Raw genomic sequence first — 12555 nt, forward strand, 5'->3', positions numbered from 1 at the left:
GCGAATTAACCGCGGCACAAATAAGCGTGTAAGGAAACGGAATATTAGGCTCCTGCGCGTTTGTGTTCGGTTGACCCTCTGACCCCGCGCGGATAGAGAATGTCCAGTCAACACGCCAATTGACGGCGCGCGGATTAAATACGTGCGCAGGAAAGGAGCTATTCGTGGAAGACCTGCTGCGGGAGTACCTCCCGATCCTGGTGTTTCTGGCCGTCGCTGTGGGCCTTGGAATCGTGCTGATTCTGGCCGCTGTCGTACTGGCTGTCCGCAATCCCGACCCCGAAAAGGTCAGCGCGTATGAATGTGGCTTCAATGCCTTTGATGATGCGCGGATGAAGTTTGACGTCCGATTCTATCTGGTGTCGATTCTCTTCATCATCTTCGATCTTGAGATTGCTTTCCTGTTCCCATGGGCCGTTGGCTTTAAGGACATTAGCGATGTCGGTTTCTGGTCCATGATGGTGTTCCTGGGCGTTCTGACTATCGGCTTCGCCTATGAGTGGAAGAAAGGGGCCTTGGAATGGGAGTGATGACGGGTGCAAACACCGCCGGCGTCGACAAAGAGGTCGCCACCCAGGCCCTGAACGCCGAGCTTCAGGACAAAGGCTTCCTGCTGACTTCGACCGAGGACATTATCAACTGGGCCCGCACCGGTTCGCTGCACTGGATGACCTTTGGTCTGGCCTGCTGCGCGGTCGAGATGATGCACACCTCGATGCCGCGCTATGACGCTGAACGGTTTGGAATCGCACCGCGCGCGTCCCCGCGCCAATCAGATGTGATGATCGTAGCTGGTACATTGACCAACAAGATGGCCCCGGCGCTGCGCAAGGTCTACGACCAAATGCCCGAGCCGCGCTATGTGATCTCGATGGGATCCTGCGCGAATGGGGGCGGGTATTACCACTATTCCTATTCGGTCGTTCGTGGTTGTGACCGGATTGTGCCGGTGGACATTTACGTGCCTGGCTGCCCTCCGACCGCCGAAGCTTTGCTGTACGGGCTCATGCAGCTTCAACGTAAAATCCGCCGTACCGGCACCATCGTGCGCTGAGGGAGAGGGCGAATGAATGAAGCACTCAAAGAACTCGGCGCGCAGCTGGAACTCAAACGGACTGACAGCGTTCTTTCGTGGGATGTGACCCATGACGAATTGAATGTGGATGTTGCGCCTTCTCATCTGGTGGAATTTGTTGAGTTCCTGAAGTCGGACCAGAACTGCAGGTTTTCGACCCTGGTGGATATCACAGGTGTTGATTACCCCGAGCGGGCAAAACGGTTCGACGTGGTTTATCACTTCCTGTCGATGTACCAGAACCAGCGTATTCGTCTGAGGGTTTCGATCCGCGAAGAGGATATGGTGCCTTCGATCGTGGATGTTCACCCCTCGGCCAACTGGTTTGAGCGCGAGGTGTTCGATATGTTCGGCATCCTGTTTTCAGGGCACCCGGACTTGCGCCGTATCCTGACGGACTATGGCTTTCGAGGGCATCCGCTGCGTAAAGATTTCCCAACGACCGGGTATACCGAAGTTCGCTATGACGAGGCCGAAAAGCGCGTTGTGTATGAACCGGTCAGCTTGGTTCAGGAATACCGTCAGTTTGACTTCATGTCCCCTTGGGAGGGCGCGAATTACATACTGCCGGGGGATGAAAAGCAGGAGACCTGACAATGGGCGGTATCTGGTGGTTGATCCTTTCTGCGCTGACCATCATCCCGATGGTAAAGATACTGCCGTTTTTCGGGATCAACAAATACTGGTGCCTCTTATGTCTGGTTCCATTCGGCACGATCGCCTTGTTGTGGTGGGTCGGGTTGAAACTGCAAGAATTGGAGCGCCGCTGAGATGCTGATGTTGCTGGGGGAACTGATTGCATTGGGTGCACTTGGGGTCCTGCTGGCCGGGGCTGCGGCCAAGGCGCTTGAGGCGGAAAAGGTCCGGGTTCGGGCCGAAGCGAAAAAGAAACGAGGGCGTTGATGGACGGCTCAAGATATGAAGACGGCAGCACGGACGCGCTGAGCGGAGAACAAAAGATCCGCAACTTCAACATCAACTTCGGCCCGCAACACCCTGCGGCGCATGGAGTTTTGCGTCTGGTGCTTGAGCTGGACGGTGAGATTGTCGAGCGCTGCGACCCGCATATCGGCCTGCTGCACCGTGGCACCGAAAAGCTGATGGAAAGCCGGACGTATCTGCAGAACCTGCCTTACTTCGACCGTCTGGACTACGTGGCGCCGATGAATCAGGAACACGCCTGGTGTTTGGCCATCGAAAAGCTGACCGGCGTCGAAGTTCCACGCCGTGGCTCGCTGATCCGGGTTCTGTACTCCGAGATCGGGCGCATCCTGAACCATCTGCTGAACGTGACCACGCAGGCGATGGACGTTGGTGCTTTGACCCCGCCGCTGTGGGGCTTTGAAGAACGTGAAAAGCTGATGGTGTTCTATGAGCGCGCCTGCGGTGCCCGCTTGCACGCCGCTTATTTTCGCCCAGGTGGTGTCCATCAGGACCTGCCGCCCGAACTGTTGGATGACATCGAGGCGTGGAGTCACGAATTCCCCGCTGTTCTGGACGACATCGACGGTCTGCTGACCGAAAACCGCATCTTCAAACAGCGTAATGCTGATATTGGCATCGTGACCGAAGATGACATCCAGAAATACGGCTTCTCGGGCGTGATGGTGCGCGGATCGGGTCTGGCTTGGGACCTGCGCCGCGCGCAGCCCTATGAATGCTATGACGAGTTCGAATTCCAGATCCCCGTCGGCAAAAACGGCGACTGCTACGACCGCTATCTGGTCCGCATGGAAGAAATGCGCCAGTCGCTGCACATCATCCGTCAGGCCATTGCCAAAATCCGCGAATGCCCGGGTGACGTTCTGGCACGCGGCAAGATCACCCCGCCGAAACGCTCGGACATGAAGACCTCGATGGAAAGCCTGATCCATCACTTCAAGCTGTATACTGAAGGCTTCCACGTCCCCGCGGGTGAAGTTTACGCCGCTGTCGAAGCCCCCAAGGGTGAGTTCGGCGTCTATCTGGTCGCCGACGGCACCAACAAGCCCTACCGCGCCAAACTGCGCGCGCCCGGGTTCCTGCACCTGCAAGCCATGGACCACGTCGCCGGAGGGCACCAACTGGCCGACGTCGCCGCCATCATCGGCACCATGGATGTCGTATTTGGAGAGATTGACCGCTAATGCTCCGCCGTCTGCATTCTGAACAACCCGAGAGCTTTGCCTTTACTGCTGCCAACCAGCAATGGGCCGAAGCACAGATTACTAAGTACCCTGAGGGTCGTCAGGCCAGCGCGGTGATCCCTCTGCTATGGCGCGCGCAAGAGCAGGAGGGCTGGTTGTCCCGTCCGGCGATTGAATCTATCGCTGACATGCTCGGCATGGCCTATATCCGCGTGCTTGAGGTTGCCTCGTTCTATTTCATGTTTCAGCTGCAACCGGTTGGTTCTGTTGCGCATATTCAGGTTTGCGGGACGACGTCCTGCATGATCTGCGGGGCGGAAGATCTGATCGCGGTCTGTAAGGACAAGATCGCCGCTAAGCCACATGCATTGTCGGCAGATGGTAAGCTGAGCTGGGAAGAGGTCGAGTGCCTAGGCTCCTGCACCAACGCGCCGATGGCGCAGATTGGTAAGGACTATTATGAGGATTTGACCGCCGAAAGTTTTGGCAAAATCATCGACGATCTGGCCGCTGGCAAGGTACCTGCACCGGGCCCACAGAATGGACGCTATGCGGCTGAACCGCTAAGCGGTCTAAGCAGCCTGACCGAGTATGAGGCGGGCAAACCGCAGTACAATGCCAGTGTCGAGTTGGCTACTGATCTGGGCGACACGGTCAAGCGGATCGACGGAACAGAAGTGCCGATCCTAACCCCATGGCTGGGTAAGGACGGTAAGGCAGAGGCGACCAAGACTGCCCCGAAACCTCCGAAAGAACCTGAAACGCCAAAACCCGCTGTAAAGCAGGCCGAGGATGCAAAGGCGAAGGCGGAAGCGGCAGACGAGGACCAGCCAGAGACACTGACCGCGGCGCGAGGCGGCAAGGCCGACGACCTCAAGATGCTCAAGGGTGTTGGGCCAAAACTGGAAGAAAAGCTGAACGATCTGGGCATCTATCACTACGACCAGATCGCGAAATGGACTGCCGGGAATATCGCTTGGGTGGATGCGCGGCTGAAGTTCAAAGGCCGGATTGAGCGCGACGATTGGATCGAACAGGCGACCAGCCTGGCTGCGGGGGAAGAGACCGATTTCGCAAAACGTGCCAAGGAAGACGGCACTTACGAAGACTAAAACAGGTGCCCGTACAGGGCATCAGGATGAGATGGATAAGGACAAGGAACAGGCCATAGCCCGAAAGGGCCGTCACATAGGCATCGTCATCGCCGCGACGATGGTGCTTTGGCTTGTTATGTCTTTTGTCGGTCCGCAGTTGGGACTGCCGGGCCGCTATGCGCTGCTTTTTGATTTTGCCGCTCTGGCAGGGTTCATCTATGCGGGCGTCAACATTTTTCAACTCTGGCGCATGCGTCAGGACAGCTGAAGGTAACACGCGATGCTGAAGGATCAGGACCGGATCTTTACCAACATCTACGGGATGCATGAGCGCACATTGCGTGGCGCGCAGGCGCGCGGGCATTGGGACGGCACTGCCGGCCTGATCGAAAAGGGCCGCGACTGGATCATTCAGACGATGAAAGACTCAGGCCTGCGGGGTCGAGGCGGTGCGGGTTTCCCGACCGGGCTGAAATGGTCTTTCATGCCCAAGGAAAGCGATGGTCGTCCGGCCTATCTGGTGGTGAACGCGGACGAATCCGAGCCCGGAACCTGCAAAGACCGCGAGATCATGCGCCACGATCCGCATACCCTGATCGAGGGTTGCCTGATCGCATCTTTCGCGATGAATGCACATACCTGCTACATCTACCTGCGCGGCGAATACATCCGCGAGCGTGAGGCGCTGCAGGCCGCGATTGATGAAGCGTATGACGCAGGCCTGCTGGGCAAGAACGCCGCTGGCTCGGGCTGGGATTTCGACCTGTTCCTGCATCACGGGGCTGGGGCCTATATCTGCGGTGAAGAAACCGCCTTGATCGAAAGCCTTGAGGGCAAGAAGGGCATGCCGCGGATGAAACCTCCGTTCCCGGCGGGGGCGGGGCTGTATGGCTGTCCGACCACGGTGAACAATGTTGAATCCATCGCCGTTGTACCGACGATCCTGCGTCGCGGTGCCGACTGGTTCGCGGGTTTTGGCCGTCAGAACAACGCAGGGACCAAGCTGTTTGCGATCTCGGGCCATGTTAACAACCCTTGTGTTGTCGAAGAGGCGATGTCGATCTCGTTCGAAGAGCTGATCGAGACCCATTGCGGCGGTATTCGCGGCGGCTGGGACAATTTGCTGGCAGTGATTCCGGGTGGTTCGTCTGTTCCTTGCGTGCGCGGTGAGAACATGCGCGACGCGATCATGGATTTTGACTACCTGCGCAACGATCTGGGCTCGGGCCTGGGAACGGCGGCGGTGATCGTGATGGACAAGTCCACTGATATCATCAAGGCAATCTGGCGGCTGTCGAAGTTCTACAAACACGAAAGCTGCGGCCAGTGCACGCCGTGCCGCGAAGGCACCGGCTGGATGATGCGCGTTATGGATCGTTTGGTTCGTGGCGAGGCCGAACTGGAAGAGATCGACATGCTGTTCGACGTCACCAAACAGGTCGAGGGTCACACGATCTGTGCCTTGGGTGATGCTGCAGCTTGGCCGATACAGGGCTTGATCCGCAACTTCCGCGAAGAGATCGAAGACCGCATCAAGGCGCAGAAATCCGGTCGCACCGGCGCGATGGCGGCGGAGTAACGCGGATGCATCTGCTCGCAGAATATGGCCACTCGGTTGCGGCGTTCGTCATATTCACGCTTGTTGCGTGGTTCACGGCGTCGCTCTCGACGTGCGCCGGATCCGGAATGCGGACATTGTGCCAGCTATCGCTCGCACCCCGTCGCAGAGGTAAATCTCTTTGCCCGAGCCATGCCCGTATGATCGGCTCCATTTCGATGAAAGTGGCGGCGTTCTGATGGTTCTGCGTACCGGGGATAAATCAACTGCGCACAGCCGCGTCAGAACCCGAGTGTCGATGTGTGGTTTGATGGCCGGCGTGATGCTGCTCTCAGCCTGTGGCGGTATCGTTTCGTCATCCGACCGGGTCAATTTTGACGGTCATTTCTTCCGTGCCAAGGCAAAACAAGTCGACAAAAAGAAATCTCCGACCGAGTTTACGGTTGTCGTCAATGGCGTTTCCGCCTCACTAGACGGCGCACGCGAGGCCGGGCGGTACGAAGGCATCAAGTTTTGCATTTCCAACTTTGGATCATCCCGGATTGACTGGAACGTCGGACCAGACACCGAGCCGCAGAACTTACGCATATCGGATGACAAACTTACTTTTGCTGGACGTTGCAGACGACCATGACGTCGCGGTCCGCATATCACGCTGACATGGGTGCGGTGTTATTGCATAACCCTGCCTGCTCCGGTCGTCTTGGACGTTCCAAGACGAAAGGACGTGTCATGTTTGGTATGAAAGTGCTTGCTGCGCTCACTGCTATGGCCTTGCCGGTTGCGGCCGACGAAAAACCGCCTTTGCGCGACGTTAAAGAGATCGACAACGAGCTCTACTACATCGCGATCGCAAATGAGATTTCGGAATACTGTCCTTCGATCAACGGACGCCGCGTAAAAGCGATCGGCGTGATGTGGGGGCTGCGTTCCAAAGCGAACAAATTGGGCTACTCGGATACAGAGATTCGGGCCTATGTGGAATCGGATGCCGAAAAAGACCGGATGCGCGCCAAGGGCGAGGCGTATCTGGCCCAACACGGCGTTTCTTATGACAATCCGAATTCTTTTTGCACTTTGGGGCAGAAGGAAATCGAAAGAAACAGCGCCATTGGCGTGTATTTGAGGGCGAACTAGACCATGTCTGACCTCCGCAAGATCAATATCGATGGACAGGAAATCGAAGTCGATGGTGCGATGACTCTGATCCAGGCCTGTGAAGAGGCCGGGGTCGAAGTGCCGCGTTTCTGCTATCACGAACGTCTGTCGATTGCTGGCAACTGCCGGATGTGTCTGGTTGAGGTTGTCGGCGGACCGCCAAAACCTGCGGCTTCCTGCGCGATGCAGGTGCGGGATTTGCGCCCGGGACCGGAAGGCCAGCCGCCGGTGGTCAAGACGAACTCGCCAATGGTCAAGAAGGCCCGCGAAGGCGTGATGGAGTTTCTTCTGATCAACCACCCACTGGATTGCCCGATCTGCGATCAGGGCGGTGAGTGCGATCTGCAGGATCAGGCGATGGCCTATGGGTTGTCGGGCACGCGCTTCAAGGAAGCCAAGCGCGCGGTTGATGATCTGGACCTTGGGCCTTTGGTCGGGACTGCGATGACCCGCTGCATCAGCTGCACCCGTTGTGTGCGTTTCACGACCGAGGTCGCGGGGATCACCCAAATGGGCCAGACCGGGCGCGGCGAGGATGCCGAGATTACCTCGTACTTGAACCAAACGCTGGATTCGAACCTGCAGGGTAACATCATCGACCTGTGTCCGGTTGGGGCGTTGACCTCGAAGCCTTATGCCTTCACGGCTCGTCCTTGGGAACTGACTAAGACCGAGAGCATCGATGTAATGGATGCTTTGGGTTCGAACATTCGTGTGGATACCAAGGGGCGTGAAGTTATGCGCTTTTTGCCACGCAACCATGATGGCGTGAACGAAGAGTGGATCAGCGACAAGACCCGTTTCGTATGGGATGGTCTGCGCCGTCAGCGTCTGGACAAACCCTACGTACGCGAAAACGGCAAGCTGCGCCCGGCCTCGTGGCCCGAGGCGCTGACCAAAGCCGCTGAAGCGTTGAAAGGGGCCGAGAAACCGGCGGGTATCGTGGGCGATCTGGCCCCGGTTGAGGCGGCTTTTGCGCTGAAGCAGATGGTCGAAGGGCAGGGCGGTGTTGTCGAATGCCGCACCGATGGGGCTAAGCTGCCTTCTGGAAATCGCGGTGCTTATGCCGGAACCGCTACAATCGAAGATATCGACACAGCCGAACGCATTCTGCTGATTGGTACAAACCCGCGCGATGAAGCTCCGGTTCTGAATGCGCGGATTCGTAAGGCCTGGGCTCATGGGGCCGAGGTTGCCGTCGTCGGACCCGCAGTCGATCTGACCTATGAATACCATCACATCGGTGATGATCGCGCGGCTTTGCAGCAGGCGGTCGATATGGGCGGCGATGATGAGATCAAGGGCAAGCCCTCTCTGGTCATTGTTGGTCAAGGTGCGCTGCAAGAGGCTGATGGAGCTGCCGTTCTGGCGGCTGCGCAGGCGATTGCCGCGAATACAGAAAGCGGTTTGATCGTTTTGCATACTGCTGCGTCGCGCGTCGGTGCAATGGATGTCGATGCCACTAACGAAAGCGGCATGGACGCGGTCAGCGCAGCGGACGTGATCTATAACCTCGGTGCGGATGAGGTCGAGATCGGCGAAGGTGCCTTTGTGATCTATCAGGGCAGCCATGGCGACCGTGGCGCCCACCGCGCAGACGTTATTCTGCCAGGTGCTGCATATACCGAAGAAAACGGCCTGTTCGTGAATACCGAGGGTCGCCCACAGCTGGCTATGCGTGCCGGATTCGCACCGGGTGAAGCCAAGGAGAATTGGGCCATCCTTCGCGCGCTGTCGGCTGAGCTGGATGCTACATTGCCATTTGACTCGTTGGCGCAACTGCGCACTGCCTTGATTGAAGCCGTGCCGCACCTGGCGCAGATCGACCAAGTGATCGAAAATGACGCGGTTGCGTTGGATGCAGGAAAGCTCGGGGATGCCAGCTTCCGTTATGCGATCAAAGATTTCTATCTGACCAATCCGATTGCGCGCGCCTCGCAACTGATGGCCGAGCTATCGGCTCAGGCGCAGGCTCGTAAATCGGAAAAGATCGCGGCTGAATGAAACTGACACATTTCATATCGCAGACGTGCGCGGCGGCCGGGTGGCAGTTAGCCGCGCCTGAATTGCGTGTGAAATTCAATAATAAGGGTGGCGCAATGGCGGTAGATGCTGTTTACACCAACGCGCCGACCCAGCCGCACCATGCGCAGGCAACTGGCCTATGCATCGCACGCGGAAAACGGAATACCCACGGTGTGAGGACCAATGGCTGAATTCTTTAACACCCCAGGCGGAATAGCCGTCATCATTCTGGCGCAAGTGCTTGCAGTTGTGGCCTTTGTGATGATCTCGCTGTTGTTCCTCGTGTATGGCGACCGCAAGATCTGGGCGGCCGTTCAGATGCGCCGCGGCCCCAACGTGGTGGGCGTCTATGGCCTGCTGCAATCAGTGGCCGACGCGCTAAAATATGTGGTCAAAGAGGTGGTGATCCCGGCAGGTGCGGACCGCACGGTCTTTATGTTGGCACCGCTGACCTCATTCGTTCTGGCGATGATCGCTTGGGCCGTGATCCCGTTCAATGACGGCTGGGTTTTGTCCGATATCAACGTCGCGATCCTGTATGTTTTTGCTGTATCCTCGCTTGAGGTTTATGGCGTGATTATGGGCGGTTGGGCGTCGAACTCAAAGTATCCGTTCCTTGGGTCGTTGCGCTCGGCGGCGCAGATGATCTCGTATGAGGTGTCCATTGGCCTGATCATCATCGGCGTCATTATCTCGACCGGCTCGATGAACTTCGGCAATATTGTCGAGGCGCAGGACGGACGGTTTGGCTTCTTCAGCTGGTACTGGCTGCCGCATTTTCCGATGGTCTTCCTGTTCTTCATTTCGGCACTGGCTGAAACGAACCGACCACCCTTTGACCTGCCCGAGGCGGAATCAGAGCTGGTCGCGGGGTATCAGGTCGAATACTCGGCGACACCTTTCCTGCTGTTCATGGCCGGGGAATACATCGCTATCTTCCTGATGTGTGCGCTGACCACTCTGCTATTCTTCGGTGGCTGGCTGTCGCCGATCCCCGGCCTGCCGGATGGCGTGCTGTGGATGGTCGCCAAGATGGCGTTCTTCTTCTTCCTCTTCGCGATGGTCAAGGCCATCACGCCCCGCTACCGCTATGACCAACTGATGCGGTTGGGCTGGAAAGTATTCCTGCCGTTCTCGCTGGCTTGGGTGGTTTTCGTGGCCTTTGCGGCGAAATTCGACTGGTTCTGGGGCGCGTTCGCCCGTTGGAGTGTAGGAGGCTGATATGACACAAATCGACTATACCCGCGCTGCCAAATATTTTCTGCTGCAGGACTTCTGGGTCGGCATGAAGCTGGGGTTGAAGTATTTCTTCGCCCCCAAGGCCACCGTGAACTATCCGCACGAAAAGGGGCCCCTTTCTCCGCGCTTTCGCGGCGAACATGCCCTGCGCCGCTATCCGAATGGTGAAGAACGCTGCATCGCCTGCAAACTATGCGAAGCCATCTGCCCGGCGCAAGCGATCACCATCGACGCCGAGCCGCGCGAAGACGGCTCCCGCCGCACCACGCGCTACGACATCGACATGACCAAGTGTATCTATTGCGGCTTCTGTCAGGAAGCCTGCCCGGTCGATGCCATCGTCGAAGGTCCAAACTTCGAATTCGCCACCGAAACCCGCGAAGAGCTGTTTTACGACAAGCAAAAACTGCTGGATAACGGCGAACGTTGGGAAGCCGAGATCGCCCGCAATCTGGAAATGGACGCGCCGTACAGATGAATGACACGCCGACAAATCCGTTTGAGCTGATGATGAAGCAGGCGCAGGACATGGCCAAGGCGATGAATCCGGCGATGGAGAATTTCTCGCCCAAAGGGTTCGAGAACCTGTGGCCGACCATGCCTAAAGAGGTCATGGAGATGATGTTCGGAAACACCGTCAATAAAGACGGGCTGGACGCCAAGACCCGCCTTTTGCTGACACTGGCCGGACTGACCATGCAGGGCGCACAGGCAGATACGGCTGTACGCCAGACTGTCCGCCACGCGCTGGAAGCTGGGGCCAGGAAACAAGAGATCGTGGAAACGATCGGTCAGATGTCGGTCTTTGCCGGCATCCCGGCCATGACCCGCGCGCTGGATCTGGCGCAGGAGGTTCTGGGCGATAACGAGGATGAGGATCAATGACCGTCTTTGCCTTCTATCTGTTTGCCATCAGCGCCATCACTGGCGGGCTGTTCACGGTGATCAGCCGCCAGCCGGTGCACTCGGTGCTGTGGCTGATCCTCGCATTTTTGTCCTCGGCAGGGCTGTTCGTTCTGCTGGGGGCTGAGTTCGTGGCGATGCTCTTGATCATCGTCTATGTGGGCGCGGTCGCGGTTCTGTTCCTGTTTGTGGTGATGATGCTGGACGTGGACTTTGCCGAGCTCAAGGCCGAGATGGCGCGTTATATGCCGCTGGCCCTGCTGATCGGTTTGGTCATCCTGATGCAGTTCGTCATGGCCTTTGGCGCATGGGACAGCGCGCAAGGTGTCGAAGCCAATCTGGCCCAACCGGTTCCGGCTGATCGCCATAATACCGAGGCGCTGGGTGTCATTCTTTATGATCAATACTTCCTTCTGTTCCAGCTTGCGGGGCTGATCCTGCTGGTAGCGATGATCGGTGCCATCGTGCTGACCCTGCGCCACCGTCAGGACATCAAGCGTCAGGACATCGTCGGCCAGATGATGCGCGACCCGGCCAAGGCGATGGAGCTGAAGGACGTGAATCCGGGGCAGGGGCTGTGAGGGTTAGAATTCTTCATATCGTTCTGCTTGCGCTCCTGCCGCAGCAGAGTGTTGCTGTTCAGTTGACGAATTGTGCTCGTTCAATTGACGGCTATCACTTTGGAGAAAGTGAGCATTTCGATGCTGGCGATGGTATAGTGGTTTTTACCGCTTGGGCTTCGACCCATATTGGCTCTTTTGTAGAATACGTTGTTTCTGATTGCCACACTGGTCAGCGCTTCACGGTTACTGCCTATCGCACGGAAGTCACCGACGATGGGCGCGAAATCGTTAATTTCGATGACCGTAGGTTATTCGCTGCAAGAATTGACGACATGCTCGGTTCGGAAAACTCTTTCAAATTTGCGGAGCTTGAGAACGAGTTTCAAGTCGCCGACAAACGGGTCTCTCTTGGTGTGTCGATGGAAGAAAACTGCGCCTGCCGCTCGCTATATCCTGACCTGTTGAACAAGAAGCAACGCTTCAAAATGGAGCCTTGGAACGAATGATCGGACTTGAACACTATCTTACGGTCGCGGCGACGCTGTTCGTCATCGGCATCTTCGGCCTCTTCCTGAACCGCAAGAACGTCATCATCCTGCTGATGAGCATCGAGTTGATGCTGCTGGCGGTGAATATCAACCTCGTGGCGTTTTCCAGCTTCCTGGGCGATCTGGTCGGGCAGGTGTTTACGCTGTTCGTCCTGACCGTTGCGGCGGCCGAGGCGGCGATTGGTCTGGCCATTCTGGTCTGCTTCTTCCGCAACCGTGGCACCATCGCGGTTGAAGACGTCAATATGATGAAGGGCTAAGAGAAC

At 57.3% G+C, this 12555-nt stretch carries 18 protein-coding genes; all 18 read left to right on the forward strand.

Annotated elements, in window-relative coordinates:
* The first annotated feature begins 164 nt into the window (after window positions 1-164).
* The 18 genes from ACR0BD_RS09990 to nuoK all read left to right on the forward strand — a co-directional run bounded on the left by ACR0BD_RS09990 (window position 165) and on the right by nuoK (window position 12549).
* A complete protein-coding gene (locus tag ACR0BD_RS09990; protein ID WP_050602775.1) occupies window positions 165-530 on the forward strand; it encodes an NADH-quinone oxidoreductase subunit A in 366 nt (121 codons plus the stop codon).
* Window positions 521-1054 carry a NuoB/complex I 20 kDa subunit family protein gene (locus ACR0BD_RS09995; RefSeq protein ID WP_037307875.1) on the forward strand — a complete coding sequence of 178 codons (534 nt, stop codon included), beginning with the start codon at window positions 521-523 and terminating at the stop codon, window positions 1052-1054. Before ACR0BD_RS09990 ends, ACR0BD_RS09995 begins: the two co-directional genes overlap by 10 nt.
* 12 nt (window positions 1055-1066) lie before the next feature.
* A complete protein-coding gene (locus ACR0BD_RS10000; RefSeq protein WP_480695992.1) occupies window positions 1067-1669 on the forward strand; it encodes an NADH-quinone oxidoreductase subunit C in 603 nt (200 codons plus the stop codon).
* Between the two features lie 2 nt (window positions 1670-1671).
* Window positions 1672-1845 carry a hypothetical protein gene (locus ACR0BD_RS10005; RefSeq protein ID WP_010442775.1) on the forward strand — a complete coding sequence of 58 codons (174 nt, stop codon included), beginning with the start codon at window positions 1672-1674 and terminating at the stop codon, window positions 1843-1845.
* Between the two features lies 1 nt (window position 1846).
* Complete coding sequence (locus ACR0BD_RS10010; protein ID WP_475222835.1) at window positions 1847-1978, forward strand: hypothetical protein; 132 nt, start codon at window positions 1847-1849, stop codon at window positions 1976-1978.
* On the forward strand, window positions 1978-3201 hold the full coding sequence (locus ACR0BD_RS10015) for an NADH-quinone oxidoreductase subunit D (protein WP_480830191.1): 1224 nt from the start codon (window positions 1978-1980) through the stop codon (window positions 3199-3201). The genes ACR0BD_RS10010 and ACR0BD_RS10015 overlap by 1 nt, the downstream gene beginning before the upstream one ends.
* On the forward strand, window positions 3201-4313 hold the full coding sequence (gene nuoE, locus ACR0BD_RS10020; protein WP_480830192.1) for an NADH-quinone oxidoreductase subunit NuoE: 1113 nt from the start codon (window positions 3201-3203) through the stop codon (window positions 4311-4313). The genes ACR0BD_RS10015 and nuoE overlap by 1 nt, the downstream gene beginning before the upstream one ends.
* 31 nt (window positions 4314-4344) lie before the next feature.
* On the forward strand, window positions 4345-4563 hold the full coding sequence (locus ACR0BD_RS10025; protein ID WP_170784212.1) for a DUF5337 domain-containing protein: 219 nt from the start codon (window positions 4345-4347) through the stop codon (window positions 4561-4563).
* 12 nt (window positions 4564-4575) lie between these two features.
* Window positions 4576-5874, forward strand: coding sequence for an NADH-quinone oxidoreductase subunit NuoF (gene nuoF / locus ACR0BD_RS10030; RefSeq protein ID WP_170352617.1), 1299 nt, complete (start codon window positions 4576-4578; stop codon window positions 5872-5874).
* A 217-nt stretch (window positions 5875-6091) separates the two neighbouring features.
* A complete protein-coding gene (locus tag ACR0BD_RS10035) occupies window positions 6092-6487 on the forward strand; it encodes a hypothetical protein (RefSeq protein WP_480830193.1) in 396 nt (131 codons plus the stop codon).
* Window positions 6488-6594: 107 nt separating this feature from the next.
* On the forward strand, window positions 6595-6990 hold the full coding sequence (locus tag ACR0BD_RS10040) for a DUF5333 domain-containing protein (RefSeq protein ID WP_480830231.1): 396 nt from the start codon (window positions 6595-6597) through the stop codon (window positions 6988-6990).
* A 3-nt stretch (window positions 6991-6993) separates the two neighbouring features.
* Complete coding sequence (nuoG, locus tag ACR0BD_RS10045) at window positions 6994-9015, forward strand: NADH-quinone oxidoreductase subunit NuoG (RefSeq protein WP_480830194.1); 2022 nt, start codon at window positions 6994-6996, stop codon at window positions 9013-9015.
* A gap of 204 nt (window positions 9016-9219) precedes the next feature.
* Window positions 9220-10257, forward strand: coding sequence for an NADH-quinone oxidoreductase subunit NuoH (gene nuoH / locus ACR0BD_RS10050; RefSeq protein ID WP_480695978.1), 1038 nt, complete (start codon window positions 9220-9222; stop codon window positions 10255-10257).
* Between the two features lies 1 nt (window position 10258).
* On the forward strand, window positions 10259-10753 hold the full coding sequence (nuoI, locus tag ACR0BD_RS10055) for an NADH-quinone oxidoreductase subunit NuoI (protein ID WP_170397042.1): 495 nt from the start codon (window positions 10259-10261) through the stop codon (window positions 10751-10753).
* Window positions 10750-11160 carry a carboxymuconolactone decarboxylase family protein gene (locus ACR0BD_RS10060; RefSeq protein ID WP_480830195.1) on the forward strand — a complete coding sequence of 137 codons (411 nt, stop codon included), beginning with the start codon at window positions 10750-10752 and terminating at the stop codon, window positions 11158-11160. Before nuoI ends, ACR0BD_RS10060 begins: the two co-directional genes overlap by 4 nt.
* Entirely contained in the window at window positions 11157-11759 is a 603-nt protein-coding gene (locus ACR0BD_RS10065) for an NADH-quinone oxidoreductase subunit J (protein ID WP_480830196.1), read from the forward strand. Before ACR0BD_RS10060 ends, ACR0BD_RS10065 begins: the two co-directional genes overlap by 4 nt.
* Window positions 11756-12247, forward strand: a complete 492-nt coding sequence (locus ACR0BD_RS10070; RefSeq protein WP_480830197.1) for a hypothetical protein — start codon at window positions 11756-11758, stop codon at window positions 12245-12247. The genes ACR0BD_RS10065 and ACR0BD_RS10070 overlap by 4 nt, the downstream gene beginning before the upstream one ends.
* Window positions 12244-12549, forward strand: coding sequence for an NADH-quinone oxidoreductase subunit NuoK (gene nuoK / locus ACR0BD_RS10075; RefSeq protein WP_005984024.1), 306 nt, complete (start codon window positions 12244-12246; stop codon window positions 12547-12549). The genes ACR0BD_RS10070 and nuoK overlap by 4 nt, the downstream gene beginning before the upstream one ends.
* Window positions 12550-12555 lie beyond the last annotated feature (6 nt).

This window comes from Ruegeria sp. G5 (assembly GCF_056533365.1).

Bases quoted from the DNA above. Each gene is read 5' to 3' on its own strand.
- ACR0BD_RS09995 (WP_037307875.1), top strand. From the start codon at position 521: ATGGGAGTGATGACGGGTGCAAACACCGCCGGCGTCGACAAAGAGGTC.
- ACR0BD_RS10000 (WP_480695992.1), top strand. From the start codon at position 1,067: ATGAATGAAGCACTCAAAGAACTCGGCGCGCAGCTGGAACTCAAACGG.
- ACR0BD_RS10005 (WP_010442775.1), top strand. From the start codon at position 1,672: ATGGGCGGTATCTGGTGGTTGATCCTTTCTGCGCTGACCATCATCCCG.
- ACR0BD_RS10010 (WP_475222835.1), top strand. From the start codon at position 1,847: ATGCTGATGTTGCTGGGGGAACTGATTGCATTGGGTGCACTTGGGGTC.
- ACR0BD_RS10015 (WP_480830191.1), top strand. From the start codon at position 1,978: ATGGACGGCTCAAGATATGAAGACGGCAGCACGGACGCGCTGAGCGGA.
- nuoE (WP_480830192.1), top strand. From the start codon at position 3,201: ATGCTCCGCCGTCTGCATTCTGAACAACCCGAGAGCTTTGCCTTTACT.
- ACR0BD_RS10025 (WP_170784212.1), top strand. From the start codon at position 4,345: ATGGATAAGGACAAGGAACAGGCCATAGCCCGAAAGGGCCGTCACATA.
- nuoF (WP_170352617.1), top strand. From the start codon at position 4,576: ATGCTGAAGGATCAGGACCGGATCTTTACCAACATCTACGGGATGCAT.
- ACR0BD_RS10035 (WP_480830193.1), top strand. From the start codon at position 6,092: ATGGTTCTGCGTACCGGGGATAAATCAACTGCGCACAGCCGCGTCAGA.
- ACR0BD_RS10040 (WP_480830231.1), top strand. From the start codon at position 6,595: ATGAAAGTGCTTGCTGCGCTCACTGCTATGGCCTTGCCGGTTGCGGCC.
- nuoG (WP_480830194.1), top strand. From the start codon at position 6,994: ATGTCTGACCTCCGCAAGATCAATATCGATGGACAGGAAATCGAAGTC.
- nuoH (WP_480695978.1), top strand. From the start codon at position 9,220: ATGGCTGAATTCTTTAACACCCCAGGCGGAATAGCCGTCATCATTCTG.
- nuoI (WP_170397042.1), top strand. From the start codon at position 10,259: ATGACACAAATCGACTATACCCGCGCTGCCAAATATTTTCTGCTGCAG.
- ACR0BD_RS10060 (WP_480830195.1), top strand. From the start codon at position 10,750: ATGAATGACACGCCGACAAATCCGTTTGAGCTGATGATGAAGCAGGCG.
- ACR0BD_RS10065 (WP_480830196.1), top strand. From the start codon at position 11,157: ATGACCGTCTTTGCCTTCTATCTGTTTGCCATCAGCGCCATCACTGGC.
- nuoK (WP_005984024.1), top strand. From the start codon at position 12,244: ATGATCGGACTTGAACACTATCTTACGGTCGCGGCGACGCTGTTCGTC.